We start from the raw sequence: 25,902 nt of genomic DNA, 5'->3' as shown, positions 1-25,902 counted from the left end.
ATACTGGCGCCATTCTCCCGTCGGGAGTCCCTAACCAAGGAGTTGTTATGCCACTGGCGTTATTTGCCCTTACCCTGAGTGCCTTTGCGATCGGCACCACCGAATTTGTGATCGTGGGGCTTATCCCCACCATTGCCGAGCAGCTCAATGTCTCGCTTCCCTCGGCGGGCCTTCTGGTCAGCCTCTATGCCCTTGGCGTAGCCATCGGCGCCCCCGTGCTCACAGCGCTGACCGGCAAGGTGCCGCGCAAGTGGCTGCTGGTAGGGCTGATGGCGCTCTTTACCGCCGGCAACCTGCTGGCCTGGCAGGCCCCCGGTTACGAGAGCCTGATTGTGGCCCGCATCCTGACCGGATTGGCGCACGGGGTCTTCTTTTCGGTAGGCAGCACCATCGCCACGGGTCTTGTGGCCAAAGAGAAGGCAGCGAGCGCCATCGCCATCATGTTCAGCGGCCTTACCGTGGCGCTGGTGACAGGCGTACCGCTCGGCACCTGGATTGGTCAGGTCTTTGGCTGGCGTGAAACCTTTCTGGTGGTAAGCCTGCTGGGCCTCATCGCCATGGTGGGTAGCCTGCTGCTGATCCCGGGCAACCTGCCCAAGGGAGCAGCCTCGACCATCCGCGAGCAACTCTCGGTACTGACCAAGAAGCCGCTGCTGCTGGTCTACGCCAAGACCGCCCTCGGTTATGGCGGCGCCTTCACCGCTTTCACCTTCCTCGCCCCCATCCTGCAGCAGGTGAGCGGCTTTAGCGCCGGTGCGGTGAGCCTGATCCTGCTGGTGTACGGGGTATCGGTCGCCATCGGCAATATCTGGGGTGGCAAGCTGGCCGACAAGATGGGTCCCCTGCCGGCGCTCAAGCTGCTGTTTGCCGGTCTGGCGCTGGTGCTGCTGGCCCTCACCTTCACCGCCCCCCATCCGGTGCTGGCCGTGCTGACCGTGCTGGTGTGGGGCGCCTTTGCCTTCGGCAACGTGCCGGGTCTGCAGGTGCTGGTGGTCAAACAGGCCGAGCTGCACACCCCCAAGGCGGTGGATGTGGCCTCCGGCCTCAATATCGCCGCCTTCAACGTTGGCATCGCGCTGGGCTCCGTCGTCGGTGGCCTGGTGGTGGAGCACCTCGGCCTGATGCACACCCCCTGGATCGGCGCCCTTATCGTACTGCTGGCCTACGGACTGACCCATGTCAGCGAGCGCCGCGAAGCCGTCCGGCTCGCCGCCTGTCAGGCATAAGCTGCGCCAGCAGGCGTCACGCAAGGGCGTGGCGCCTGCTGCAATCGGTGCGGCAGGCTTCTATGCTGTGACACAGCGTCAACCCGGCAACTATTTCAGCAACTGTTTCAGTCACTTTTTCAGTAACCAAGCCTGTCACCCTCGCATCATTTGCCACGGAGTCTGTTATGAAGGTGCTTATCGTCTATGCCCATCCCGAACCCAAAAGTTTCAACGGTGCCCTCTTCTGCCACGCCATCAGGGCGCTGGAGCAGGCGGGCCACACGGTGATGACCAGCGATCTCTATGCCATGGGCTTTGATCCCGTCTCGGATCGGCGCAACTTCACCGCCGCCAGCGATCCCGATTTTCTCAAGCTGCAGCTTGAAGAGCTGGCTGCCACCGAGCAGGGCAGCTTCGCCCCGCTGCTGGAGCAGGAGATGCAAAAGCTGGAGGCGGCCGATCTGCTGATCTTCCAGTTCCCGCTCTGGTGGTTTGGTCTGCCCGCCATCCTCAAGGGGTGGGTGGATAGAGTCTTTGCCATGGGGCGGGTCTACGGTCAGGGTCATATCTACGAGAGCGGCAAGTTTCGCGGCAAGCGGGCGTTGCTGAGCCTCACCACCGGCGGCCCTACCGAGACCTATCTGCCCGACGGCTTCAACGGCGATATCGACGGGGTGCTGCGCCCCATCCAGCGCGGGATCCTGCAATTTGTCGGCTTCGATGTGCAGCGCCCCCATATCTGTTATGCACCGGTGCGGGTCTCGCAAGAAGAGCGGGAAGCCTGGCTCGCTCAGTGGGCCGAGCGCCTTGGCCAGATTGAGCAGGAGTCCCCCATCGCAGTCGGCCGCTACCAGTAGCGGCTGACGCAGCTGACACTCTCCCCACACAGCACAAAAACAGCGAGCGGCCCTCGGCCGCTCGCTGTTTTTCACGCTCTGTCGTTATGGTTTTTGTTATCCGTGGGCAAGCCTTATGCCGCCTGTTGCACGCCTGCTTTGCCGGTCACGGCACGTTTGAGCCAGTAGTCGAGGCTGACGTAGCGGCCCCCGCCGTAAACCAGCAGCACCAGCAGCATCACGAAGTAGGTGGCGGCAAACTCCATCCCGTTGTTGAGCATCACGGGATCCCCGAGCTCCGTGATGTAGTTGTAACGACCGGGGAAGTTCGCCGCCAGCCACTCGATAAAGCCGTTGAGGCGCAAGGTGGCCTCCATGCTGCCGGTGGCGATGGCATCCCAGCCGTGCTTCCAGTGCACCATGGCACTCGCCACGCTCATCAGAAAGATGGTGGGAATGGCCATGATGCGGGTAAAGAGGCCAAGGGCGATGCAGATGCAACCCAGCACCTCGGTGCCCGCCGCCAGAAAGGCGAGCAGGGTCGGGAACGGCAGGTTGAGCCCTCCTTCCGAGACCGGGGCACCAAACCAGGCGACCGTGCCGGCAAACCCCATCACCTTGGAGTGGGCCCCCACATAGATGACCGGAATGAGATAGAGGCGAATGGCCAGCAGGGCCAGAAAATCGAGCCGCTTGCACTGGGCTACCGCCCGCTCGTACCACTGGATCAGGGTGTTGTTCATGGGAATTCTCCTTGGTGTTTGCTAAATGAGGGCAAGGGAGTGCCAGTCTGGCGCTCACCGACGGGCAAGGTCAGCAGACCCAGCCGGTGAAAATGGCGTGCCCACTCGCTCAGATCAAAGTCGCTGCGAACCTGTTGTACCTGTTGCAGGAACGCGGCTTGGGTGATCCCCGGTTGCTGTTGCAGCAACTGGATCAGCGCCACGTCCCATTCGCGCAACCGCTGGGTCACCACCTGATGCTCCGGGCTGCGAAACAGGCCATAGAAGTGGTTGCCCTGCCGGGTCGGCACCACGCCGCTGCGACGAATGGCAAAGGGGAGCTCAAGCAGTTGCAGGGTGGGATTGAGCACAAGCGGACTCTCCGCCGTCACCTCAACCCCCGATATAACTTGCGGCACCACCCCTTCATCAATCTCGACACAGAGGCAGGCCCACTCGTACTCCAGCAGCGCCAGCCGCTGCTTGGGCCAGTTGAGAGAGCCCTCACTGTGGCGATGCTGCACATAGCGGACAAACTCGGTGGCGATATGGTGAAACTCGGGGGTCTCGGCGCCGTGCTGGATAACAAAGCCCTCCACCAGCAGCCACCTGTCCACCGGCGCCCAATGAGCGTGGGTGAGCACAAAGGCACTCTCCAGCACCGACTCCACATTGGCACGCACGCTGCGGGCATAGTGGCTGGCGATGCCATCCTGCGGCAGCCGCACCCGGCTCGCCAGCCAGGCGGTCTGCAGCTGCATCCGCTGCGGCGCCGTTTTGGGCGCAGTGATCAGAGATAACCGTCTACCCATAACGCACCTCCCGCACCTGACTGTCGATCGCCTCGCAACAGGCGCCGTGCACCCGCGCCAGCTCGGCCTCCAGCTCTGCCAGCGGTGGCAGATGGTGATCCCGCTCCAGCAGCAGGGGGCGCAGGCCGTGGGTCTGCACCGTATAACGGGCCAGCGCTACCACCGCCTCGCACACCGGTTTGCCATGGGTATCCAGCAAGGTGCCATCCGCCTCTTCCAGATGACCGGCGATATGAAAATAGCTGATCGCACTGCTCGGCAGCCCGGCAATCATCCGCTTGGGGCAGTAACCGTGGTTGCGGCTGTTCACAAAGACGTTGTTGATATCGAGCAACAGCTCGCAGCCGCTGCGCGCCACCAGCTCGGCGAGAAAATCCTCCTCCGGCATCTCGTGGTCATAGCCGTGGTAGTAGGAGATATTTTCCAGCACCAGCGGGCGGGCCAGCGCCTCCTGCACCTGCGCGATCCGCTCGGCCAGATAGGGGATGTTCTCCCACTGGCGCGGCACCGGTAGCAGTTCGTAGAGATAACCCTGCTGGTCGCGGGAAAAGCTCAGGTGCTCGCTGTAGATCTCGATGCCGAACTCGTCCAGAAAGGTGCGGATCTGGCTGAGCAGGGTGCGATTGAGGGGCTGGCAATCGCCGAGGGAGAGGCTGAGGCCGTGGGCCACCAGCGGGTACCGCTCGGCGATCCGGTGCAACTGCTCGCGCCTGGCGCCGCCGATGGCCATCCAGTTCTCCGGCGCCAGCTCGAGAAAGTCGATGCCGGGGCGGACGGGGCCGGAGCAGAGCGCATCCAGATGCTCCTGACGCAGCCCGATCCCCCGACTGCGGGAGCTTATTGGCCGCATACCCCCTCCGTCATCTTGCTGCCCTGGCTGGATGTATTGCCATCAATCCCCTCTCCCACCACGCCACACTTGCCATCGCGAGCGCGCACCAGCCGCCCCTGCGGATCACTGTCGAGGGCCTGCTTCTCGAAGCGCTTCTCGGTGCCGCACTTGCCCGCCGCACACTTGCCGCCGTGCTGTTCGCTGGGGGCGGCCTTGACCGGCGCATCGCTCGGGGTGGCCGCCAGCGCCAGCCCCGGAGTGAGGGCAATCAGGCTGGTCATGGCGATGGAGAGGGTCAGTTTGCCGGTGGTTTTGTTGCTGCTTGAGTTACTCATGGGCGGACTCCTTGACGGATGAAACGGGGTAGCTGGAGAGATCGCGGGCGGCCACGATCTGGCCGTGGAACTGCTGTTTGACGATGGCCATCGCCTCTTTCTTGTGATTGAGGCCGACCCCCATCCAGTGGTTGAGCACCAGCAGCTTGGGGTTCACCTCGGCGGCAATCTTGGCCACCACCGACGGCTTGGCGTGAAGCGAGGCGGAGACAGGGTCGGCCCCTTCGTGGATGGCGAGCGGCATCACCAGAATGTCGGCCCCCTTGGCAAACGGCACAAAGGCCGGGTTGCTGCCGTTCTGATCTGCAGAGATAACGATGGTTCCCTCGGCGCTCTCGATGCGATAGGCCAGACAGGGCACGTCACCGTGAGGGATGCCGAGGGCGGTGATGGTCAGCCCATCCTGCTGATAGACGGTGTGGGGCTGCGGGCTCTGGTAGGGCACATCGTGCAAGGTGATGGGGAAGAGGCCATCGGTGCCATCCTTGAAGCCGCTCAGGTAGGCATAAGCGCCCTTGTCCTTGTTGAAGAGGGCATCAAAGTAGCCGCTCATGCTGGGGAAGGCCGAGCCGGCCTCTGGCCCCGCCAGATCCAGCGGATCGCTGCGCTCGAAGAAGTAGGCCCCCTTGAGCAGGGCGGGCAGGTCGGTCACATGATCGGTGTGAAAGTGGGTGATGCCGATAAAATCGACCTCTTCGAGCTTGGCCCCCGCCTGGCCGAAGCGCAGGTAGACGCCGCCACCGGCATCGATCAGGATGCGGGATTTCCCCTTCCACCAGATCACCTCGCTGGAGGAGGCACGCAGGTCGTCGGAGATGGGGCCGCCACTGCCGAGCACCTGCAGGGTGAAGGTTTTATCCAGTGGCGTCAGTTGTACCGGTTCGGCACAGGCCGGGGCGACGGTGAGCGCGCACCCGATGGCCAGCGCCACCGCTTTCAATCTCTGTTTCATCACAATTACCTGTCGGTTGGTTGTCGGTTGAAAGTGTGTCGTTTGTGTCGTTTGTGTCGTTTGTGTCGTTTAAAGAGGGGGGATAGAGGGGCCGATGGCGACGAGTGAACGCCAGCCACCGGCCATGGCGGGGCGCGAGCCCCCCGCCGTCAGTTACCGTCCCGTTCGTCCGCCTGCCAGCGCGCTTCCAGCCAGAGCAGGTTGCACAGGCCCAGCAGCAGGGCGAATCCGAGGCCCAAAATCCAGGTGAAGTACCACATAGCAGATCCCTTGAGGTCAGTAGAGTTGATGGCTATCGCGCTTGATGCGGGCACGGTCGAGCTTGCCGCGCACCACTCGATAGACCCAGCCGGTGTAGCCCAGATTGATCGGCATCAGCACCAGCACGAGGCCGAACATAATGGCCAGGGTCTTGTAGCTGGAGGTGCTGTCCCACAGGGTCAGGCTGCTGACCGCATCGAGGGATGAAGGCAGCACGAAGGGGAACAGGGCGATGGCTACCGAGCAGAGCATGGCGGCGCAGGCGATGGCGCTGGCCAGCAGCGCAATTCGGCCCCGCTCCAGCCAGGAGGCAATCCCGCTCACCAGCGGCGCCAGCGTCCCGATGATCGGCACCAGCCACAGCAGCGGATAGTCAAAGTAGTTGCGCAGCCAGCCTCCGGCGTGGGGGATCACCCCCTTCATCAGCGGGCTGATGGCGGCATTCGGGTCAAAGGGTTGCGTGCCCATACCGGTCAACTGAAACCCTTGCAGATCCACCAGATGCCAGCCGGCCAGCAGGTAGCAGAGGCTCACCAGCGGGGCCAGCAGGATGGCAATCCCCCGTGCGCGCAGCGCAGGGGTGCCGGTCACCTTGGCTTGCAGAAAACCGGCGCCATGCAGCAACAGCAAGGTGATGGCGGTGGCCAGCACCGAGAGCAGCCAGCCCCAGTGGAAGTCGAAGGCGCCATAGTGCAGACGCAGCGCCGTGTCGAAGCGAAACGGCAGCCCCTCCATCACCAGACCGATAGCCGCACCGAGGATGAGCGCCGGTATCAAGCCACCGGCCACCAGCGCCCGATCCCACCAGCGGCGCCACACCGGATCGGCCAGCTTGCTGCGATAGTCAAAGCCGACCGGACGCAGAAAGAGCCCGAGCAGCAGCACCACCATGGGGATATAAAGCCCCGAGAAGGCGGCGGCATAGACCAGCGGCCAGGCGGCGAACAGGGCACCGGCACCGGCAATCAGCCACACCTGATTACCCTCCCACACCGGCCCCACGCTGTTGATCACCAGACGGCGGTCGTCGTCATCTTTCGACACCACCGGCAGCAGCATGGCGATGCCGAGATCGAAGCCATCCATCACGATAAAACCGACCATCATAAAGAGCACCAGCGCCCACCAGATGAGTTTCAGGGTTGCGTAATCCATCAGGCGATCCTCGCAAGTTCGGGTTGTTCACCGCTGTAGCGGCCGGTATGGAGAATGGCTGGCCCCTTGCGGATCACATGTCGCAGCAGGAAGAGCTCCACCACCAGCAACAGGGTGTAGATGGAACAGATGGCAATCAGGCTGAACCAGAGTTGGCCCGGCTGAAGCAAAGAGACCGAGGCCGAGACCGGCAGCACGTCGCTGATGGTCCAGGGTTGACGGCCGAGTTCGGCCACCAGCCAGCCCGCCTCGATGGCAATCCAGGGCAGCGGAATGCTCCAGAGCAGGGTCTTGAGCAGCCGTGGCGAGTCTTGCAGCCGGTTGCGGCAGAGCTGAACAAAGCTCATCACCATCAGCCCCAGCATGGTGACACCAAGCCCCACCATCACCCGAAAGCCCCAGAACAGCGGCGCCACCGGCGGGATGGAGTCATCGACCGCTTTGGCGATCTCCGCCTCACCGGCCTTGGCGATATTGCTGGCATAGGGGGTCAGCAGCATGCCGTAGCCGAGATCCTTGCCGTGCTGCTCGAAGCGGGCGCGGTTGGCCGGGGTGTCATCGCCCTGCCGGATCTGGTCGAGGGCCTCGGCCGCCACCATGCCGCTACGAATGCGCGCCTCGTTCTGCACCTTGATATCCTTGAGGCCGGTCACCGCCTCGTCGATGGAGCGGGTAGCGATGATCCCCATCAGATACGGGATCTTGATGGCTGCGTGGGTGGTCTCGGCAGTCTGATCCGGGAAGCCGAACAGGGTAAAGGAAGCTGGCGCTGGCTCGGTCTCCCACTCCGCCTCGATGGCGGCGAGCTTGACCTTCTGCACCTCGCCGGTGCGATAGCCAGACTCATCCCCGAGCACAATGACCGAGAGGATGGCCGCCAGCCCGAAGCCGGAGGCAATGGCGAAGGAGCGCAGGGCAAACTGCACCTCGTTTTTGCGCAGCAGATACCAGCTGCTCACCCCCATCACGAACATGGAGGCCGCCACATAGCCCGCCGCGACGGTGTGAACGAACTTCACCTGCGCCACCGGGTTGAACAGCACGGCGGCGATATCCACCAGCTCCATGCGCTGGGTCAGCAGGTTGAACTCGGCCCCCACCGGGTTTTGCATCCAGCCGTTGCCGATCAGGATCCAGAGCGCGGAGAGATTGGAGCCGAGCGCCACCAGCATGGTCACCAGCAGGTGCTTGCCGCGGGAGAGCTTGTCCCAACCGAAGAAGAAGAGCCCCACCAGGGTCGATTCGAGGAAGAAGGCCATCAGCCCCTCGATGGCCAGCGGAGTACCGAAGATGTCCCCCACATAGTGGGAGTAGTAAGCCCAGTTGGTGCCGAACTGAAACTCCATGGTGATCCCCGTGGTGACCCCCATGACGAAGTTGATGCCAAACAGTTTGCCCCAGAAGCGGGTGATGTCCTGATAGATCACCTTGCCGGTCATCACATAAGCCGACTCGGCGATCACCAGGATCCAGGACAGCCCCAGCGTGAGGGGCACAAACAGGAAGTGGAACAGGGCCGTGGCGCCAAATTGCAGGCGAGACAGGCTGACCACGTCATCCGGATTGATCATGCGTCACTCTCTTTTGTTGTATTTGCCTTGCACGTTTCGTGCGTGACAAGTACATCACGGAGCATGACACCTATAACAGATGCAGTTATATTGAATTACACCTATAACAGTTGATCCAGATCATGTCCCTTTACCAGCAGTTGGCCGACCGCCTGCAAAGCCAGATCGACGATGGCATCTGGCAACCGGGGGAGCGCATCCCCTCCATTCGCCAGAGCTGCAAGACCCACGGGCTCAGCCCCATGACGGTGTTGCAGGCCTATCAACTGCTCGAAAGTCAGGGGCGGATCCTCGCCCGCCCCCAGTCCGGCTACTACGTCAAAGCCGCCTCACCACAGGTCGTGCAGCACACGCCGAGCCAGACCCACTACAGCGGCTCGGTGGATATCAACGATCTGGTGTTCGAGGTGTTGCAGGCGAGCAAATCGCGAGATCTGGTGCCCCTTGGCATGTCGGTAGCAGACCCGACCCTGTTCCCCCATCCCCAGCTCGGGCGGGCGCTGGCCAGCTGCATGCGCAAGCTCGATCCCTTCAGCACAGTGGCCGACCTGCCCCCCGGCAACGAGGCGCTGCGCCGCGCCATCGCCCAGCGTTACGCCAGCGACGGGGTGGCGGTCAATCCGCAGGAGATCATCATCACCACCGGCGCCATGGAGGCGCTCTCCCTCAGCCTGCAGGTGCTGACCGAGCCCGGTGACTGGGTGGTGGTGGAGTCCCCCACCTTCTATGGCGCCCTGCAGGCCATCGAGCGGCTGAAACTCAAGGCGGTGGAGATCCCGGTCATTCCGGGGGTAGGCATCGATCTCGACCTGCTGGCCGACGCCCTCAGCCAGATGCCGATCAAGGCGTGCTGGCTGATGGGCAATGTGCAGCACCCGCTGGGACACACCATGCCCGATGCACACAAACAGGGGCTGATGGCACTGCTCAACAGCCATGGGGTGCCGCTGGTGGAGGATGACGTCTATGCGGAGGTCTACTTCGGCCGCGAGCGCCCCAAGCCGATCCGCCACTGGGATCAGCGTGGCGACAGCCTGCTCTGCAGCTCCTTTTCCAAGTGTCTGGCGCCGGGCTTTCGGGTCGGCTGGGTGGTGGCGGGGCCCCATTCCGAGCGGGTGCAGCGGCTGCAGCTGATGTCCACCCTCTCCACCAATGTGCCGAGCCAGCTGGCGCTGGCCGAGATGCTGCGCCAGGGCGGGGTCGATGCCCACTTTCGCCGCCTGCGCCACACCCTGGCCCAGCGCCAGCAGCAGATGCGGGCGGCCCTGCAACGGCTGTTGCCGGACGAGGTACGGATCTCCTCCCCCGATGGCGGCTACTTTCTCTGGCTGGCGCTGCCTGCCCATTTCGACAGCCGAGCCCTGCATGCCAAGGCTCTGGGCAGCGGTTTTTCAGTAGCCCCCGGCGCCCTCTTTTCCAGTCAGGGGCAACACAACCACTGCCTGCGCCTCAACAGCTCCCATCCCTGGAGCGAGCAGCTGGAGCAGGCGCTCCACCAGCTTGCGGGCCTGATAAACCGGCAGCTGGCAACAGAGGGGTGATCGCCAAAGTGCAGAAACAACAACGCCCCTTGAGCGGGGCGTTATCGGCAATCCATGGCGATGAGGGATATCAAGCGGGGGCGTTAAGCTGGGCCACCTGCCGCTCGATGCTCCCCTTGAGGTTGTCATCGAGTTTGAGGGCGCGCGCCAGTTCGTCGAGATAGCCGCGCTCCATAAAGTGATCCACCTCGATGGCGAGCAGGGAGGCGAGATAGACCTCGGTGGCCAGCTCCATATCGGTCACTTCCCGCGCCAGCACGTGGGGATCGAGGGGACGGGCCAGCTCGGCGTCAATCCAGCGGGCGACATCGCTCTGGCCCTGTTCGGTCAGGTACTCCTGAATTTTCTGGCGCTCGGCACCATCGATATGGCCATCGGCTCGGGCTGCTGCCACCATGGCGCGCACCAAAAGCGCCGCGCGGGCATCCAGCGCATTGCCTTCCAGCCCACTGATGGGATAGGTGGGCTGGGCGGGCGCCACCTGCTGGGCCTGCCAATCCTGATAGAGCTTGTAGGCCAGCCCGCCAAGGGCTGCGGCGCCGCCCACGGCAGCGGCCTTGCCACCATATTTGCGCACTTTTTTATTGCCCAGCAACAGACCGAGCGCACCGCCGGCCAGCGCCCCCTGCATCTGCCCCTTGCGCTTGTCTCCGCCTTCGTTGAGCCAGCCTTTGCCAGCCCCCAGCAACTGTTCCAGCATCTGTTTCATGGTGTCACTCCTGCTGCTATGTTCCCGTCGATAGAGCAAGATAGTGACCCCGCCCCCCTGAATCGGGGATGAACCCTTGACCGGGCAGGCCGATGGGGCAAAGCTCAGGGAAACCCTTCAGGCAATAAGGATGTAACTGTGCCAAATCGCGAACTGACCCTGCAATTTCTGGCCGAACCCTCCGACGTCAATTTCGGCGGCAAGGTACACGGCGGCATGGTGATGAAGTGGATCGATCAGGCGGGCTATGCCTGCGCCGCTGGCTGGTGTGGCGGCTATGCGGTGACCGTCTATGTGGGGGGGATCCGCTTTTTGCGCCCCATCCAGATTGGCCAGCTGGTGGAGGTTCACGCCCAGGTGATCCACACCGGCACCACCAGCATGCATCTGGCGGTGGATGTCTACAGCCGCCACCCCACCGACACCGAGCGCCACAAGACCACCCACTGCATCATTATCTTTGTGGCGATGGATGAGCAGGGCAAGCCGACCCCGGTGCCCCAGTGGCAGCCGGTGAGCGACAGCGATCTGCAGTTGCAGCAGTACGCCAAAAAGCTGATCGCCCTGCGCGAGGAGATCGACAAGGAGATGCGCCAGCACCTCTGACCTTCATGCCTCACAGCCCGACAGAGTGGGCGCTTTCGGCCAACGGCGGCGCCCCTTTATAATCCCCCCTCTTCCCGCAACCGGAACCCTGCCTATGTCACTGGAAACTGCCCCGCCCGAGGTAAAACTCGCGGTGGATCTGATTGAACTGCTGGAAACCAATGAGCTTGCCCCCGAACTGGTGCTGGCGGCGCTGGCCATTGTAAAAAATGACTACGAGCGCAAGCTGGCGGAGGGGAAGGATCACTGATCCCTCACCGCACTTTTTCCGCCTTATCTTTCAGACTTCAGTTTTTCCCCACAGAAGTCTTTCCCCACAGAGCCACTCACTGCGGCCCCATCACCTCGTCACAAAGGGCGATCAGGGCCGAACTCAAGCGGGTGAGTGGCTCGCTCCCGCTTCCCCCGGCATGGAGGGCCAACTCCACCGGTGCCACCTTGGGCCACTGGGTCAGGGCCAGCTGATCGGCGGGCATCAACCGTTTGGGCAGCAAGCTCACCCCGATCCCCGCGCTCACCGCCCCCTGCAAACTGGCAAGGCTGGCGCTGACATAGGCAATACGCCAACGCCGACCGAGGCCATCGAGCGCCTCGGTCATCTGCCGCCGATAGAGCCCTTCGCTCGGGAACACCACCAGCGGCAGCGGATCCCGTTCCCGTGCGGGCCAGTCGCGGCTGTCGACCCACACCAGCGGCTCGCGCCAGCTGGCAAGGGGCGCCCCCTGCCCACGCGTCTGCTTGACCAGCGCCAGATCAAGCTCCCCTGCCTCGAAGCGCTGCCAGATCTCGTGGCTCAAGCCACTTTGCACCTCCAGCCGCACGTCGGGGTAGTCGCGGGCAAAGGCGGCCAGCACCGGAGTGATGGCCCCTGCGGCAAAATCCTCCGGCACCCCGAGGCTAAGTGCCACGCTCCCTTCCGTCACTTGTTCTTCGGCCTGCGCCAGCAGCGCCAGAATGCGGCGGGCCAGCCCCAGCAATTTTTCCCCCTCCGCCGTCGCCACCACCTGTCGGCCAGCGCGATCGAGCAGCGGGCAGCCGAGCTGCTGCTCAAGGCGGCGGATCTGCTGGCTGATGGTGGATTGGGTCAGATGGACCCGTTCACCGGCGCGGGTAAAGCTGCCGGTGTCGATAATGGCGACAAAACTGCGCAGTAACAGGGGATCCAGCATGGGGCACTCCATTTACAAAACCACTGAAGCCCATTCTATCATTTAATTTCCAAATGACTTTCGAGCCCGCTAGGCTGGCGCTTTTGCCTCCTTTGACGGTGATCTGCCATGTTCAGCCCCGATGACTCCGCGTCCCGAAAGCCCCCTGTCTCTCCCAGAACCGGAAACAGCACCCGATGAATCAACAAAATGCGGATCAACCCGCAGGCCAGACCGCCCTGCTGGTGCTGGTGATCCTGATTGGCCTTAACCTGCGCCCCTTTCTTACCGCCATCGGCCCGTTGAGCGGCGAGATTGGCCGCGCCCTGTCGCTGGGGATGGATACCCTCGCCTGGCTTACCCTGTTGCCGCTCTGGCTCATCGGGATTGGTGTGCTGCTCACCCCCAGCCTGCGTAGACGCGCCAGTGCGTGCCAACTGCTGGGGGCGGCCCTGCTGCTGCTCGGTATTGGCAGTGCCATGCGCTTCGATGCCCAAAGCGGCAGCTTGCTGATCGCCAGCGCCGCGCTCTGCGGCCTTGGGTCGGCACTGGTGCAGGGGGTACTGCCAGCACTGATCAAGCAGGCCTTCGCCCGCAAGGTACCGCTGGTGATGGGGATCTTCTCTGCCTGCATGATGGGGGGCGGGGCGCTGGGGGCCAGTCTTACGCCACGGCTGGCGGCGAGCCTCGACTGGTCGCGGGCGCTGGCGCTCTGGAGCCTGCCGGTGCTGCTGACCCTCGTCTGGCTGGTGTGGCAAGTACGTCTGCCACGGGCCGCCGCGGTCGCCATTCCCGATGGCGAACAGCGGCTGATCACCCTGCCCCGCAGCTGGTTGCTGATCGTCTGCTTTGGCATCATCAACAGCGGTTACGGCATAGTGGTCGCCTGGTTGGCCCCCGCCTATATGGCGCAAGGGTGGAGCGCCGCGCAGGCGGGCGAGCTGGTCGCCTGGCTGGCACTGGCCCAGACCGCCAGCGGCCTCGGCCTGCCGCTGCTGACGGCCCGCAAGATGGACCGACGACCCTGGATGGGCCTTGCCATCGCCATGCAACTAGCGGGATTTGGCGGCCTCTGGCTGGCGCCAGCCAGTGCCCCGATTCTCTGGTGCATGCTGTGCGGTGCCGGTCTTGGCGGCAGTTTTTCGCTGATCATGGTGATTGCGCTCGATCACCTGCCCGACCCACGCCGCGCCGGTACCCTGAGCGCCCTGATGCAGGGATTCGGCTTTATGCTGGCCGCCACCGGCCCCTGGGTGGCGGCGCGGCTCTATCACTATATGGGCGACTTTGCGGCCGCCTGGCAGTGGCAACTGGGAGGATTGCTGCTGATGAGCCTGCTGGTGCTGCGCCTCGACCCGCGCCACTACCCTCGCGTCATGGGGTTACCGACCGCCAGCGAGCCGTCCCTTTCGGCACCTCTCCCGGCCAGCTCTGCGGCCCAAAGCAACACACCGGCCTGAGGCCGGTGTGTTGGAGATAATAGTGTTGGGGATAACCGTATTGGAGATGACTGGCGGCTGATGCCACTCAGAGGGGCAACTCAGCGCCCCTTCTTCTGCCGTCCGGTGTTAGCGGTGCGCGGCTTGCCAGCGGCCGGTTTGCCCCCCTTGGGAGCCCCTTTGCCAGCACCGCCTTTATTGGCAGCACCTTTGCCAGCGCCACCCTTGCCCACCGGCAGCTTCTTCTCGAAGGCTTCCGGGCCCGGCACATTGGGGCGCCCGCCAATCTCGTGATCGTCATCGCGGCGCGGCTTCTTGCCCTGCCCCGGTTTGGTGCTTTGCGCCGCAGGAGCCTTGGCCGCCTTGGGCTTGTCGCCTTTGGCCGGTTTCACCTCGGAGGAGGAGTCCTCAATCAGCTTGAACAGATCGATCAGCTCATCGTCGGTGAGATCGCGCCACTCGCCCACCGGCAGCCCCTTGAGGCTGACGTTCATGATGCGGATGCGCTCCAGCTTGGTCACTTCAAAACCGAAGTGCTCGCACATGCGGCGGATCTGGCGGTTCAGTCCCTGCACCAGGGTGATGCGAAAGACAAACGGCGCCTCTTTCTTCACCTTGCACTTCTTGGTCACAGTACCGAGGATCGGCACCCCGGCCGCCATGCCGCGCACAAACTCGTCGGTCACCGGCTTGTCGACGGTCACCAGATACTCTTTCTCGTGATCGTTGCCTGCCCGCAGGATCTTGTTGACCAGAGCGCCGTGGTTGGTAAGGAAGATCAGACCCTGCGAATCCTTGTCGAGACGCCCGATGGGGAAGACCCGGGTGCTGTGGTTGACGAAATCAACGATGTTGTCCTTCTCGCCCGCCTCTGTGGTACTGACGATGCCCACCGGCTTGTTGAGGGCGATCAGCACCAGACTGTCCGCCTCGCGCGGCTCGATCACCTGACCGTTCACCTTGACCAGATCGCCAACCTGCACTTGATCGCCAATCCCGGCGCGCTTGCCGTTGATAAAGACATGGCCCTGCTCGATAAAGCGGTCGGCCTCGCGGCGCGAGCAGATACCGCTCTCGCTGATGTATTTGTTCAGGCGCATGGATTCGTTAGCCAGCATGGGTCACCTGCCACAGGGTCTGGGCCACGCCCGGTTGTGCCATCGCCTGTTCCGGCTGCGCCGGGGAGGCTGTCTGCTGCATCAGCCAATTCACTACGTCAAAGTTCTGCATACCATTCCATCTTCAAAAAAGGCCAATGCCAGCTTATCCATCAAAAAACGCCGCTACAGTAGCATAATTGCCCCCTTTCAGGGGCAGATAGTTGCAAGTTCGCAGCACCCAAGCGGGCATCCGCGGATAAGTTCACGCCGCCAGATGGCCCGCGATGCAACCTTCGAACGGCCAGCCTGATGCCAACGGCGGGATCAGGCGCCCACAGCCAGCGCGGACGAACGCCATCAACTATACATATCACCTTGTTTCCATTAGGCTTTAAGCCGGTTGGCAGCACCCAATGTGCTGCGCCAAACTTGCCCGCCCAGAGGCGGCCCCCCCTATCGCCAAGGATTGCACCATGCTGGCTCACACTCGCCGCCTTGTTCGCCGTGCTCTGCTAACCCTGTTGCTGCTGTTGCTGCTGTTGCTGACCGCGTGGGCGGTGATCGCCTACTTCGCCTGGCAGGCAGCGCCGCTGCAGCTGTGGCACACAGTGGTGCCCCCCGAACTCAGCGCCGATGAGCTCGATCGCAGCGACTGGCAAGCCTATCTGGCCCGCGAAGCAGAGCTGTTCGAGATGGTGGCCACCGAGGTAGTCGCCAAGACGCCGCCGGAGCAGCAACTGGCCAGCAATCGCTACTATCAGGACGCCCCCATCAATCCCGCCCGCTTTCAGCAAAACTGGAACCGCTCCTACCTGCTGCGCCCCGAGGGGGAAGTAAAAGGGGTGGCGGTGCTGCTGCACGGCCTGACCGACTCCCCCTACAGCCTGCGCCATCTGGCCAGTCGCTATCAGCAGCAGGGCTTTATCGCGCTGGGGCTGAGGATCCCCGGCCACGGCACCGTGCCCGCTGGCCTCGTGGATGTGGATTGGGAGACCTGGCTGGCCGCTACCCGACTGGCGGTGCGGGAGGCCAGATTGCTGGTACCGGGCAAGCGGCAGCTGCATCTGGTGGGCTTTTCCAACGGTGGCGCGCTGGCGGTGAAATATGCGCTCGATGCGCTGGCCGACCCGAGCGGTGCGCTGGCAAAACCGGATCGGCTGGTGCTGATCTCCCCGATGATCGGGGTGACCCGCTTTGCCCGCTTCGCCGGGCTCAAGGCTGTGCCTGCCCTGCTGCCCGCCTTTGCCAACGCCGCCTGGCTCGACACCATGCCGGAGTTCAACCCGTTCAAATACAACTCGTTCCCGGTCAACGGCGCGCGCCAGTCCTATCGCCTGACTCACGCCATCCAGCAGCAGGTGCGCCAGCTGGCCGCCAGTGGCGAGCTGGCGGCGTTTCCCCCCGCCCTCACCTTCCAGTCGGTGATGGACTACACCGTCAGCACCCGCTCCATCATTGCCGATCTCTACCACTACCTGCCGGCCAACGACAGCGAACTGGTGCTGTTTGATATCAACCGCAGCACCCTGTTTGGCCCGCTGATGAGCTCGGCCTCAGAGCTGGCGCTGCACCGCTTGCTGCCAAACGCCCCTCAGCACTATCGCCTCACCGTGGTGGGCAATGTGGACCCCGCCTCCCCCGCAACGCAGGCCAGAACGCTGGCCAGCGCCGACCAGCCTGAGCAGGTCCGCCCGCTGGGTATCGACTATCCCAAGGAGATCTACTCCCTCTCCCATGTGGCGCTCCCCTTCCCGATGGACGACCCCCTCTATGGCATGGCGGCGCGCCCGGAGCAGCGGGAGCAATACGGCATCAATCTCGGCGGTCTGGCCCTGCGTGGCGAGCGCGGAGTGCTGATCGTCAACCCCGGCGCCCTCACCCGCACCTCCTCCAACCCCTTCTACCCCTATCTGCAGCAGCGGGTAATGGAGACCCTCACCGCCCCTCCCGTCGCCCCGTCTGCCGCCGTCACCCCTGCCAGCAGTGGTCAACCTGATGCGGCCTATCAGGCAGAAGTGGAGCAGTTTTTACAGGAGAGCGACGAGAGCAGCGCGCCTTTCTAGGGCCCCTCTGCCACATCGGCCAAGCGGCCGACGTGCTTTGCGCGATAGCGATACAAGAAAGGGGCCGTCAATTGACGGCCCCTTTCTATTGATGATGGCGATGGGGGTGATGGCTTGGTGGACTCAGGGATTGATGCTCACTTCTATCAGATTCTGATCTAGGTCGAGGAAATAGAGTAACTCTGATAGGTGTTGCACCGTCAGGCGCCACGCCAACCCTGTCAGGGATAGATGCTCACTTCTATCAGGTTCTGGTCAGGGTCGAGGAAGTAGATGGATTCTATCGGCCCGCAGGCACCGCTTTTGGTCACCGGCCCCTCGACAATCTCCACCCCGTGGCAGGCAAGCTGGGCCATCACCTGCTCCAGCGGCCAGCGGGTGATAAGGCAGACATCTCCCGACCCCACCTGCGCCCGATTGCGCGGCTCCTGCCCCAGCAGTTGCAGATTGATCTTCTGGTTGCCAAACCCTACCGCCCGGCGCCCCGCACCGAAGGTAATGGCCTCCATATTGAGCACCGAGCTGTAAAACGCCACGGCCCGTTCGATATCGCTGACCGTCAATACCAGATGGTCGATATGGCTGATCATGGTTACCTCCTGGTGGTGATCTATCACTGCCCAACCACAAGAGATAAAACCATATTTGATCACCAAATAATGTTAGTGCTATCTCTTTTTAGAAAAGAAAATTTCAAGCACAACCGTTAGGTGTCAAGAAAGTCTATTCTCTGCAATCAATTCCTGCCGTTTCAATTACATTTGACAGAGAACCTGAAAATACCATCCTTGTAATTAAGTCTTCGTCATCATCATATGAAAATGATAGTAACTCATACGAACCGCTATCTTCATTTTCGAAGATTACCAGTCCGTTAGTTACATCACCGCTTATTAGCCATGTCTGATAAACCCAATCAGCAGACAAACCAATCATAGGGTAACGACGATTCAACACACCTATCAAAACATCAGAATTCATATCACCACCATTACCAGTCACATCATTTTTCAACATTCAGAATCATACCATCCACACATATAAATGGATAATAAAAAATAATATCCACCACATATTTAAATCATACAAATTGATATAAAAAGGGGGTTGGATAAATAGCATCCCTCAATATTAATGTGATTATTTTCTATTCATTCTGATAATTTAACTCACATCCACCAGCAATTTCACCATGACTTGTACCACTGGTCAGCCACCAGCTGATAACCAGGATCAAACGTTCTGGATCATGTCGCAAGCGCCCTTTCAGAGCACACTCCCAGATCGTCAAACGGCGGATCCCCAGCTGTTCAAGCTCGGCTAGGTGACGAGCATCACGCGCACGATTGCTGGCAATCTTGGTCTGCCAGAAGTCGGTTCTGGTCGATGGGAGTTTGAAGAGATGGCAGTCATGTCCGTGCCAGAAACAACCATTCACCTCGATCACCGCACGGTAGCGCGCCAGCCAAAGGTCAGGCTTACCCGGCAAGGCTGCATTGTGCAGACGGTAGCGAAATCCGGCATGATGCAGCAACTGGCGAATCTGTATCTCCGGCTTGGTATTGGCATTCTTAATCCCGGACATAAACCGGCTTCTGGTCTCTGGATTCACTATGTCGGGCATACAGATACTCGTTTGAAAGCGAATGATTGATACTGTATTTTTTTACAGTCTCGGGCGTTCTCTCTGGGTTAAATGAGTGATAAGATTCCGCGCAACTGCAACACGCCCAGATTTTGATATGACATACTCAACCACCTCTGCACACAACACACCTGAAGAAGATCAGGCATTCTCCAGCAAACGCCAAGCTGAAGATCGCCATCTGATGGATAAAGTCCTGGAAATCTACGACCAAAAGCAAGTCGCTGAAAAGTTGCGTGCATTGGGCGATGCCGACTGGACTCGTGAATCCCTGAACCGCTGGCTCAATGGCAAGATCGAACAAAAGCCGCTGACTCATCTCGAAACAGAGATGCTGAAAAGTCTCATCCCTTCGCCCCCCAAGCATCATGGCCATTACGATTTCAAATTTATTGACCTGTTTGCGGGTATTGGTGGCATTCGGAAAGGCTTTGAGGATATTGGTGGGCAATGTGTCTTTACCAGTGAATGGAACGAACAGGCTGTCAGAACTTACAAAGCCAACTGGTACTGTGATGAAACTGCACACAAATTCAATTCCGACATCCGTGAAATCACCATGCCGGACAATGACGATCGTGATTTTGTCTATGCCCACATAGATAAAGAAATTCCAGATCATGACGTACTGCTTGCCGGATTCCCGTGTCAGCCCTTCTCACTGGCAGGTGTATCCAAAAAGAACTCTCTTGGACGCGCTCATGGATTTGAGTGCGAAGCTCAGGGAACCTTGTTCTTTGATGTGGCTCGTATCATTGATGCCAAAAGGCCAACAGCTTTTGTGCTTGAGAATGTGAAAAACCTAAAGAGTCATGACAAAGGCAACACATTCCGGGTAATCAAGGAAGCATTGACCGAGTTGGGATATTGGGTTGCAGACCTGGATATCAACGGTTCAGATGACCCCAAAATCATCGATGGCAAACATTTCATCCCTCAGCACCGGGAACGTATTGTACTCGTCGGTTTCAGAAAAGATCTGAACCTGCATGAAGGTTTTACGCTAAGAGATGTTTCAACATTATTTCCTGAAAACAGGATTACTTTCGCAGATCTGCTTGAGCCAGTTGAAAAACTCGACTCGAAATATATTCTGACCCCCAAGTTGTGGTCTTATCTATATCAATATGCGAAAAAGCATCAAGCTAAAGGAAATGGCTTTGGCTATGGTCTTGTTGACCCCAAAAACCCGACAACTGTCGCCAGGACTTTGTCCGCACGTTATCACAAAGATGGTTCTGAGATTCTGATTGATCGTGGTTGGGATATGACTCTAGCGGAGACTGATTTCAATAATGAGCAAAATCAGCAAAACAGACCACGACGTCTTACCCCCAGAGAGTGTGCACGGCTGATGGGATTTGAACAACCGGGTGAATATAAATTCAGAATCCCTGTTTCAGATACACAAGCCTATCGTCAATTTGGTAACTCTGTCGTAGTTCCTGTATTTGCTGCCGTTGCCAAGTTGATGAAGCCATACATAATGAAAGCAAAGAAAAATTAATAAAAAAGCCCGTCATATATTCTATGACGGGCTTTTTTATCTACTGGCAGCCTTTTACCTCGTTAATGAAATCTCGAAATGACATTAATTGAGGTTGCTGCTGGGGCGTATAAGTTTGTTGAATAGTCGTAGGTACAACAAGTTGCAAGTTATTTGCTTGCATTTGCTCTGTCTGATTCTCACTGATTGCAGGCTCCATAGTAATCAGATGCTTACGCTCCACCCTCGCAGCCTCTGCCAAGACTTGACGCCATCTGTCTTTACAAGTGGTTTTAGCCCCTAATATTCTCAGCTTTTCGGAAGAGAAATTCTTATCTGCATAACAAGCAGAGCTTGGAAATATGAAATCCGGTTTCTGACGAGCCTCAGTCAAAGCACCTCGTTCAAAGTAAACACCAGACTTGTTTAAAATAAATTCAATATGATTTTCAAAAGCATGACCACTACGAGATTTCCGACGATTCTGCACACTCAGAGAAAAGCGAACAAACTCATCTACGTCATCACCATTTTCCCCAAAACCTGCTAACAGAGTCTTTTTTACAATATGCCTTTCCAATTGACGGAATGCAGACTCTTCTACCTCCATCCATTCAATCAGTGCACTATCGGGCTCTTCAACAGGACAAATATCTTTTCCCAATGTTCTGGTAAATGCAGAGAAGTCTTTTGTTTTAGGAAATGCCGCACCAAACTTTTCCAAAATAGTGTCTAGATAGTCTGGGCCATTATGACCAATTTCGATGCCGTAACGAGCAAGCATTAACCTGATGGGAACAGCCAACCCCCTTTCAATATTTAATCGTGTCAGACCCTTTTCATTGGCCTCCACACTCCTCGCCCCGAATAGTGACCGGATTTGCACTTCAAAATCGCTATGTGGAGGACAAAATATCATCAGGAGAGAACCTTCCCGAGTCAGGGCAATCAGGAAAAAATCACCGGGCTTGAAACGGTTGCTGACATCATTTGATTTGTAGTAAAGCCGCCACTCAGCCCCTCGGTCCTCTTTTTGATACCGAGCATCATACCAAGTAACAATATCTTCCGAGACCAGCGGCTCATCATAGCTTTCGCTCAAATAGACCATCGTCGCCCGGATAGTGAGTTGGCTCCCATCGTCAGGCATCCCCAATTTCCTACCAATACCGGCATTAACAAGGCCGCCGATTTCATGCTGGTGGGAGCTTTTGGGATCCGCATCAACAACGGACAGGTACTTGAATGCGGCAGAAGAAAAAACGTCAGCAAGCTGTTCGAACATGTTCATTACTCTGTCTACAGGCGAGGAAACCATAGAGTAACGTGGCTGATTGCGTTATGCATCAATATGTTATGAGCATGTAGCGCCATCACCACCCACAATCTATAAAACTGTGCGAGCATTCACACCCTTCCAGAATTGGCTACAGTCCTCTCCGCCCAAAAAGTGCGCAGAGCCTCCTGGAACTGTGTCGATATTGGCTATTTGACTAATAACCATGCGGCCTTGCGGTTGTTTAACTGGCCCTAACGTCAGATAATACCGCCCGCCTTCAACCCCCGATAACCCGACTTTCAGTGACGGTAATTGATGACTGAGTACCTGCTTTTATTGATCGGCACCGTGCTGGTTAACAACTTCGTGCTGGTGAAATTCCTAGGCCTCTGCCCCTTTATGGGGGTCTCCGGCAAGCTGGAAACCGCCATCGGCATGGGGCTGGCGACCACCTTCGTGATGACCCTCGCCAGTGCCAGCTCCTATCTGGTGGAGCACTATATCCTGCTGCCGCTGGATATCGCCTATCTGCGCACCCTCGCCTTTATTCTGGTGATCGCCGTGGTGGTGCAGTTTACCGAGATGGTGGTGCGCAAGAGCAGCCCGACCCTCTATCGCCTGCTGGGGATCTTCCTGCCGCTCATCACCACCAACTGCGCGGTGCTCGGGGTGGCGCTGCTCAGCATCAATGAGCGACACGACTTTATCCAGAGCGTGATCTACGGCTTTGGCGCCGCCACCGGCTTCTCGCTGGTGTTGATCCTGTTTGCCGCCATGCGCGAGCGTCTGGTCGCCGCCGATGTGCCCGCCCCGTTTCGCGGGGTGTCGATTGCCATGATCACCGCCGGTCTGATGTCGCTGGCCTTTATGGGCTTTACCGGCCTTATCAAGATATAACCATGATCCATATTCTCTTTGCCATTCTGGTGCTCACCCTGCTGGCGCTGGCGTTCGGGATTATCCTGGGCTTTGCCGCCGTCAAGTTTCATGTGGAAGCAGACCCCATCGTCGACCAGCTCGATGCCCTGCTGCCCCAGACCCAGTGTGGCCAGTGCGGCTATCCCGGCTGCAAACCCTACGCCGAGGCGCTCGCGGGCGGCGATCAGATCAACAAGTGCGTGCCCGGTGGCGAGGCCACCATGCGCAAGATTGCCGATCTGATGGGGGTCGAGCCCCAGCCGCTGGGGGGCAGTGACGAGGCTGCTGTGCCAGTCAAAAAGGTCGCCTTTATCCACGAAGATCAGTGCATCGGCTGCACCAAGTGCATTCAGGCCTGCCCGGTGGACGCCATCGTCGGCGCTACCAAGGCGATGCATACCGTGATTGCCAACGAGTGCACCGGTTGCGATCTCTGTGTCGATCCCTGCCCGACCGACTGCATCGAGATGATCCCGGTGCCTACCACGGTCGATAACTGGAAGTGGGATCTCAATAACGTGCATGTTCCGGGCAAGATTCCGGTCAAGATAGTGGAATAAACAGCGGAGCAACCATGCATTCCTTACTCGAACGTATCAAAGCCGGCACGCTCTGGGACTTTCACGGTGGCATTCACCCCGCCGATAACAAGCTGCAATCAAGCCAGAGCCCGGTGGTAGACGCCGGTCTGCCGCCGCGCCTCATCATTCCGCTGCGCCAGCACGCAGGCCCCGCCGGCGATCTACTGGTGCAGGTGGGCGACAAGGTCAAAAAAGGGCAGCCGCTGACCCGTTATGCCAAGGGGCGGGTCGTCCCTGTCCATGCCTCCACCTCCGGCACCATCACCGAGATTGGCAACCACACGGTCGCTCACCCTTCGGGGCTTGACGATCTCTGCGTCATCCTCACCCCCGATGGCGAGGATGAGTGGGGCGAGCTCGACGGCAAGCCCGATTACTGGAATCTTGAGCGGGGCGAACTGCTCGAGCGCATCCAGCAGGCGGGCATTGCCGGTCTTGGCGGCGCCGTGTTCCCCACCCACAGCAAGCTCGATGGCCGCGGCCAGCTCACCGAGATCCTGATCGTCAACGGGCTGGAGTGCGAACCCTATATCACCACCGACGATCGGTTGATGCAGCAGTACTCAGGCGAGATCATGGATGGCATCCGGGTGCTCAAGCACCTGCTCAAACCGAAACTCACCCTGATCGGGGTAGAAGACAACAAGCCCGAGGCGATCGAGCAGCTGACCCGCCACGCCACCGATGAAGATGTGCTGGTCAAGACGGTGCCGACCAAGTACCCCTCGGGCGGTGCCAAGCAGACCATCGAACTGCTCACCGGCCGTCAGGTGCCCAAAGGCGGCCGCGCGGTCGATATCGGCATCATGGTGCTTAACGTGGCCACCGTGTTTGCCATCAAGCGCGCCATTATCGACGGCGAGCCGCTGATCGAGCGGATCGTCACCCTCACCGGCGACAGCTTCAAGAAGCCCGGCAACGCCTGGGTGCGCCTCGGTACGCCGGTACGCTGGCTGTTGCAGCGTTTCGAGCTGCAACCGGAAGCGGAGCAACGGGTGATCATGGGTGGCCCCATGATGGGCTTTACCCTGCCCCACGCCATGGTGCCTGTGGTCAAGGCCACCAACTGCCTGCTGGCACCGACGCAGGCCGAACTGCCCGCCCCCGGCCCGGAGCAGCCCTGCATCCGTTGCAGCGCCTGTGCCGACGCCTGCCCGGCCACCCTGCTGCCGCAAGAGCTCTACTGGTACAGCCGGGCCAAGGAGTATGACAAGGCCGAGAAGCTCAACCTGATGGACTGCATCGAGTGCGGCGCCTGCGCCTGGGTCTGCCCGAGCGAGATCCCGCTGGTGCAGTACTACAAGATTGCCAAAGACGACATTCGCGAAGCCCGTGCCGAGGCCGAAAAAGCCGAACGCGCCAAGCAGCGATTCGAAGCCAAGCAGGCCCGTTTCGAGCGGGAGAAAGCGGCCCGCGAAGCGCGCCATGCCGAAGCTGCTGCCCAGCGCCGTCAAACCATGACGGCCGCAGGCGGGGAAGATCCGGTGGCAGCCGCCCTGGCTCGTATCAAGGCCAAACAGGATGCCCCCATCACAGCCATTGCCGCCACCGCCGAGGGCTTGCCTGACAATAGCGCAGTGATCGCCGCCCGCGAAGCCCGCAAACGGGAAGCGGAAGCGCGCCGCGCCGCCAAGCTGGCGGAGAGCGCAAACAGCGAAACAGCCGCTGCGGCGCAACCCGCTGAGGCGGTTGACCCCGCCAGCGATCCCAAGAAAGCAGCCATCGCCGCCGCACTGGCACGCGCCAAGGCCAAGAAAGCCGCTCAGGCTGGCGATAGCGCCGAGCCTGTGACTGCCGAAGCCGTTGCTGCGCCTGCGGTAGATGCTGATCAGCAAAAGGCAGAAGTTGATCCGAAAAAGGCAGCAATTGCCGCCGCCATTGCCCGTGCCAAAGCCAAAAAGGCCGAGGCGAATGGCGAGCCGGTAAGAGCAGATAACAGCGCGGTAGCCGACGCAGGCTCGCAAGGCGATGCACCATCTGCTGCCAGCGAAGCAGTTGATCCCAAGAAAGCGGCTATCGCTGCTGCCATCGCCCGGGCCAAAGCCAAAAAGGCGGCCCAGCAGGGTGACAGCGCTGAGGGCGATCTGACTGCCACTGCAGGCACCAGCGAAACGGCTGCAACCCAAAGCGATGCGCCATCTGCTGTCAGCGAAGCGGTTGATCCCAAGAAAGCTGCTATCGCCGCTGCCATTGCCCGTGCCAAGGCCAAAAAGCTGGCCCAGCAGGGCGAAAGTGCCGGTGCTGAAGGTGCGCAGAGTGAGCAAGCTGCCAGCGCGGAGACCCGCGACGATACAGTAGCCAAGAGCGAAGTAAACACCAGCCAAAGCGATACGGCAGCAAGTGAAGCGGTCGATCCCAAGAAGGCCGCTATCGCCGCAGCCATCGCCCGCGCCAAGGCCAAAAAGCTGGCCCAGCAGAGCGAGCGTATCAGTGCTGAGGTAGAGAGTGCCGGAGCTGAGGGTGAGCGCGCACCGGCCGAGCCGATGCAAAGGGATGCGGCCAGCAGTGAGCAACCACTTGCCGTCGCAGAGGCGCCTGAAGCGAGCGCCCCTGGGGCTGACGCCCCGGTTGATCCGAAAAAAGCGGCCATTGCAGCCGCGGTGGCCCGCGCCAAGGCGAAGAAGCTGGCGGCAGAGGCGGCCAGAGCCGCAGAGACCGCCGCTGAAGATGCCCCGTCAGCCGACCGAACAACCACAAGGTAAT

27 protein-coding genes are annotated in these 25,902 nt (G+C 60.3%); 11 read left to right on the top strand and 16 right to left on the bottom strand.

Going from position 1 to position 25,902, the window contains the following annotated elements:
* Nucleotides 1-47: 47 nt before the first annotated feature.
* Together AB5Y97_RS05380 and AB5Y97_RS05375 are read left to right on the top strand one after the other, a co-directional pair.
* Nucleotides 48-1,226, top strand: coding sequence for an MFS transporter (locus AB5Y97_RS05380; protein WP_201995468.1), 1,179 nt, complete (start codon nucleotides 48-50; stop codon nucleotides 1,224-1,226).
* Nucleotides 1,227-1,393: 167 nt separating this feature from the next.
* On the top strand, nucleotides 1,394-2,065 hold the full coding sequence (locus AB5Y97_RS05375; RefSeq protein ID WP_201995467.1) for an NAD(P)H-dependent oxidoreductase: 672 nt from the start codon (nucleotides 1,394-1,396) through the stop codon (nucleotides 2,063-2,065).
* Between the two features lie 113 nt (nucleotides 2,066-2,178).
* Here the strand turns inward: AB5Y97_RS05375 and AB5Y97_RS05370 are convergent, their stop codons facing one another.
* The 8 genes from AB5Y97_RS05370 to AB5Y97_RS05335 all read right to left on the bottom strand — a co-directional run bounded on the left by AB5Y97_RS05370 (nucleotide 2,179) and on the right by AB5Y97_RS05335 (nucleotide 8,684).
* Nucleotides 2,179-2,787, bottom strand: a complete 609-nt coding sequence (locus tag AB5Y97_RS05370) for a DoxX family protein (protein ID WP_064338242.1) — start codon at nucleotides 2,785-2,787, stop codon at nucleotides 2,179-2,181.
* A complete protein-coding gene (locus tag AB5Y97_RS05365; RefSeq protein ID WP_266135076.1) occupies nucleotides 2,784-3,578 on the bottom strand; it encodes a putative DNA-binding domain-containing protein in 795 nt (264 codons plus the stop codon). The genes AB5Y97_RS05370 and AB5Y97_RS05365 overlap by 4 nt, the downstream gene beginning before the upstream one ends.
* The gene (locus tag AB5Y97_RS05360) at nucleotides 3,571-4,428 is read right to left on the bottom strand and encodes a DUF692 domain-containing protein (RefSeq protein WP_201995465.1); all 858 of its coding nucleotides are present in this window, start codon (nucleotides 4,426-4,428) and stop codon (nucleotides 3,571-3,573) included. The genes AB5Y97_RS05365 and AB5Y97_RS05360 overlap by 8 nt, the downstream gene beginning before the upstream one ends.
* Entirely contained in the window at nucleotides 4,416-4,745 is a 330-nt protein-coding gene (locus AB5Y97_RS05355) for a hypothetical protein (RefSeq protein ID WP_201995464.1), read from the bottom strand. Before AB5Y97_RS05355 ends, AB5Y97_RS05360 begins: the two co-directional genes overlap by 13 nt.
* Nucleotides 4,738-5,697 carry an MBL fold metallo-hydrolase gene (locus AB5Y97_RS05350; RefSeq protein ID WP_042081514.1) on the bottom strand — a complete coding sequence of 320 codons (960 nt, stop codon included), beginning with the start codon at nucleotides 5,695-5,697 and terminating at the stop codon, nucleotides 4,738-4,740. The genes AB5Y97_RS05355 and AB5Y97_RS05350 overlap by 8 nt, the downstream gene beginning before the upstream one ends.
* 149 nt (nucleotides 5,698-5,846) lie before the next feature.
* Entirely contained in the window at nucleotides 5,847-5,957 is a 111-nt protein-coding gene (cydX, locus tag AB5Y97_RS05345) for a cytochrome bd-I oxidase subunit CydX (RefSeq protein ID WP_005337572.1), read from the bottom strand.
* A 16-nt stretch (nucleotides 5,958-5,973) separates the two neighbouring features.
* Nucleotides 5,974-7,113: a cytochrome d ubiquinol oxidase subunit II gene (gene cydB / locus AB5Y97_RS05340; protein ID WP_201995462.1), complete on the bottom strand. Its 1,140-nt coding sequence runs from the start codon at nucleotides 7,111-7,113 to the stop codon at nucleotides 5,974-5,976.
* A complete protein-coding gene (locus AB5Y97_RS05335; protein ID WP_368157328.1) occupies nucleotides 7,113-8,684 on the bottom strand; it encodes a cytochrome ubiquinol oxidase subunit I in 1,572 nt (523 codons plus the stop codon). Before AB5Y97_RS05335 ends, cydB begins: the two co-directional genes overlap by 1 nt.
* Nucleotides 8,685-8,806: 122 nt before the next feature.
* Here AB5Y97_RS05335 and AB5Y97_RS05330 point away from each other — a divergent pair, with 122 nt between their 5' ends.
* Nucleotides 8,807-10,225, top strand: a complete 1,419-nt coding sequence (locus tag AB5Y97_RS05330) for a PLP-dependent aminotransferase family protein (protein ID WP_274160263.1) — start codon at nucleotides 8,807-8,809, stop codon at nucleotides 10,223-10,225.
* A gap of 70 nt (nucleotides 10,226-10,295) precedes the next feature.
* Here the strand turns inward: AB5Y97_RS05330 and AB5Y97_RS05325 are convergent, their stop codons facing one another.
* Nucleotides 10,296-10,934, bottom strand: a complete 639-nt coding sequence (locus AB5Y97_RS05325; RefSeq protein WP_368157327.1) for a tellurite resistance TerB family protein — start codon at nucleotides 10,932-10,934, stop codon at nucleotides 10,296-10,298.
* Between the two features lie 138 nt (nucleotides 10,935-11,072).
* On the opposite strand from AB5Y97_RS05325, the gene AB5Y97_RS05320 reads away from it, so the two are divergent.
* Both AB5Y97_RS05320 and rsmS read left to right on the top strand, forming a co-directional pair.
* Nucleotides 11,073-11,540 (top strand): acyl-CoA thioesterase, encoded by a 468-nt coding sequence (locus tag AB5Y97_RS05320; protein WP_139410503.1) that lies wholly within the window; start codon nucleotides 11,073-11,075, stop codon nucleotides 11,538-11,540.
* Nucleotides 11,541-11,634: 94 nt separating this feature from the next.
* Nucleotides 11,635-11,790, top strand: a complete 156-nt coding sequence (gene rsmS / locus AB5Y97_RS05315; protein ID WP_005337582.1) for a pleiotropic regulatory protein RsmS — start codon at nucleotides 11,635-11,637, stop codon at nucleotides 11,788-11,790.
* Between the two features lie 76 nt (nucleotides 11,791-11,866).
* Here the strand turns inward: rsmS and AB5Y97_RS05310 are convergent, their stop codons facing one another.
* Entirely contained in the window at nucleotides 11,867-12,709 is an 843-nt protein-coding gene (locus tag AB5Y97_RS05310) for a LysR family transcriptional regulator (RefSeq protein ID WP_368157326.1), read from the bottom strand.
* 176 nt (nucleotides 12,710-12,885) lie between these two features.
* On the opposite strand from AB5Y97_RS05310, the gene AB5Y97_RS05305 reads away from it, so the two are divergent.
* A complete protein-coding gene (locus AB5Y97_RS05305) occupies nucleotides 12,886-14,148 on the top strand; it encodes a cyanate transporter (protein WP_368157325.1) in 1,263 nt (420 codons plus the stop codon).
* 80 nt (nucleotides 14,149-14,228) lie between these two features.
* Here the strand turns inward: AB5Y97_RS05305 and rluF are convergent, their stop codons facing one another.
* Entirely contained in the window at nucleotides 14,229-15,245 is a 1,017-nt protein-coding gene (gene rluF, locus AB5Y97_RS05300) for a 23S rRNA pseudouridine(2604) synthase RluF (RefSeq protein WP_368157324.1), read from the bottom strand.
* Nucleotides 15,235-15,357 carry a hypothetical protein gene (locus AB5Y97_RS05295; RefSeq protein WP_265177348.1) on the bottom strand — a complete coding sequence of 41 codons (123 nt, stop codon included), beginning with the start codon at nucleotides 15,355-15,357 and terminating at the stop codon, nucleotides 15,235-15,237. The genes rluF and AB5Y97_RS05295 overlap by 11 nt, the downstream gene beginning before the upstream one ends.
* Before the next feature lie 343 nt (nucleotides 15,358-15,700).
* Between AB5Y97_RS05295 and AB5Y97_RS05290 the strand changes: the two genes are divergently transcribed.
* Entirely contained in the window at nucleotides 15,701-17,290 is a 1,590-nt protein-coding gene (locus AB5Y97_RS05290) for an alpha/beta hydrolase (RefSeq protein WP_368157323.1), read from the top strand.
* Nucleotides 17,291-17,511: 221 nt separating this feature from the next.
* Here AB5Y97_RS05290 and AB5Y97_RS05285 read toward each other — a convergent pair whose 3' ends face one another.
* From AB5Y97_RS05285 to AB5Y97_RS05275, 3 genes are all read right to left on the bottom strand, one after another.
* A complete protein-coding gene (locus AB5Y97_RS05285; RefSeq protein ID WP_005337594.1) occupies nucleotides 17,512-17,880 on the bottom strand; it encodes a VOC family protein in 369 nt (122 codons plus the stop codon).
* Between the two features lie 133 nt (nucleotides 17,881-18,013).
* Nucleotides 18,014-18,307: a hypothetical protein gene (locus tag AB5Y97_RS05280; protein WP_368157322.1), complete on the bottom strand. Its 294-nt coding sequence runs from the start codon at nucleotides 18,305-18,307 to the stop codon at nucleotides 18,014-18,016.
* Nucleotides 18,308-18,437: 130 nt separating this feature from the next.
* Nucleotides 18,438-18,914 carry a very short patch repair endonuclease gene (locus AB5Y97_RS05275; RefSeq protein WP_021230647.1) on the bottom strand — a complete coding sequence of 159 codons (477 nt, stop codon included), beginning with the start codon at nucleotides 18,912-18,914 and terminating at the stop codon, nucleotides 18,438-18,440.
* A 118-nt stretch (nucleotides 18,915-19,032) separates the two neighbouring features.
* On the opposite strand from AB5Y97_RS05275, the gene AB5Y97_RS05270 reads away from it, so the two are divergent.
* The gene (locus tag AB5Y97_RS05270) at nucleotides 19,033-20,442 is read left to right on the top strand and encodes a DNA cytosine methyltransferase (RefSeq protein ID WP_080660189.1); all 1,410 of its coding nucleotides are present in this window, start codon (nucleotides 19,033-19,035) and stop codon (nucleotides 20,440-20,442) included.
* A gap of 40 nt (nucleotides 20,443-20,482) precedes the next feature.
* On the opposite strand, the gene AB5Y97_RS05265 is transcribed toward AB5Y97_RS05270, so the two are convergent.
* On the bottom strand, nucleotides 20,483-21,706 hold the full coding sequence (locus AB5Y97_RS05265) for a type II restriction endonuclease (RefSeq protein WP_368157321.1): 1,224 nt from the start codon (nucleotides 21,704-21,706) through the stop codon (nucleotides 20,483-20,485).
* A 309-nt stretch (nucleotides 21,707-22,015) separates the two neighbouring features.
* Between AB5Y97_RS05265 and rsxA the strand changes: the two genes are divergently transcribed.
* Genes rsxA through rsxC form a run of 3 tightly spaced genes read left to right on the top strand, consistent with a single transcriptional unit; the run spans nucleotide 22,016 to nucleotide 25,901 of the window.
* Nucleotides 22,016-22,597 carry an electron transport complex subunit RsxA gene (gene rsxA / locus AB5Y97_RS05260; protein WP_005337600.1) on the top strand — a complete coding sequence of 194 codons (582 nt, stop codon included), beginning with the start codon at nucleotides 22,016-22,018 and terminating at the stop codon, nucleotides 22,595-22,597.
* A gap of 2 nt (nucleotides 22,598-22,599) precedes the next feature.
* On the top strand, nucleotides 22,600-23,178 hold the full coding sequence (gene rsxB / locus AB5Y97_RS05255; protein ID WP_139493998.1) for an electron transport complex subunit RsxB: 579 nt from the start codon (nucleotides 22,600-22,602) through the stop codon (nucleotides 23,176-23,178).
* A 14-nt stretch (nucleotides 23,179-23,192) separates the two neighbouring features.
* Nucleotides 23,193-25,901 (top strand): electron transport complex subunit RsxC, encoded by a 2,709-nt coding sequence (gene rsxC, locus AB5Y97_RS05250; protein ID WP_368157320.1) that lies wholly within the window; start codon nucleotides 23,193-23,195, stop codon nucleotides 25,899-25,901.
* Nucleotide 25,902: the final 1 nt, after the last annotated feature.

The sequence above is a fragment of the Aeromonas sp. R10-2 genome (genome assembly GCF_040908445.1).
GTDB classification, from domain to species: Bacteria; Pseudomonadota; Gammaproteobacteria; order Enterobacterales; family Aeromonadaceae; genus Aeromonas; species Aeromonas veronii.
Note: the sequence above shows the minus strand (reverse complement) of the source record. Positions and strands in the feature narration are given on the sequence as shown.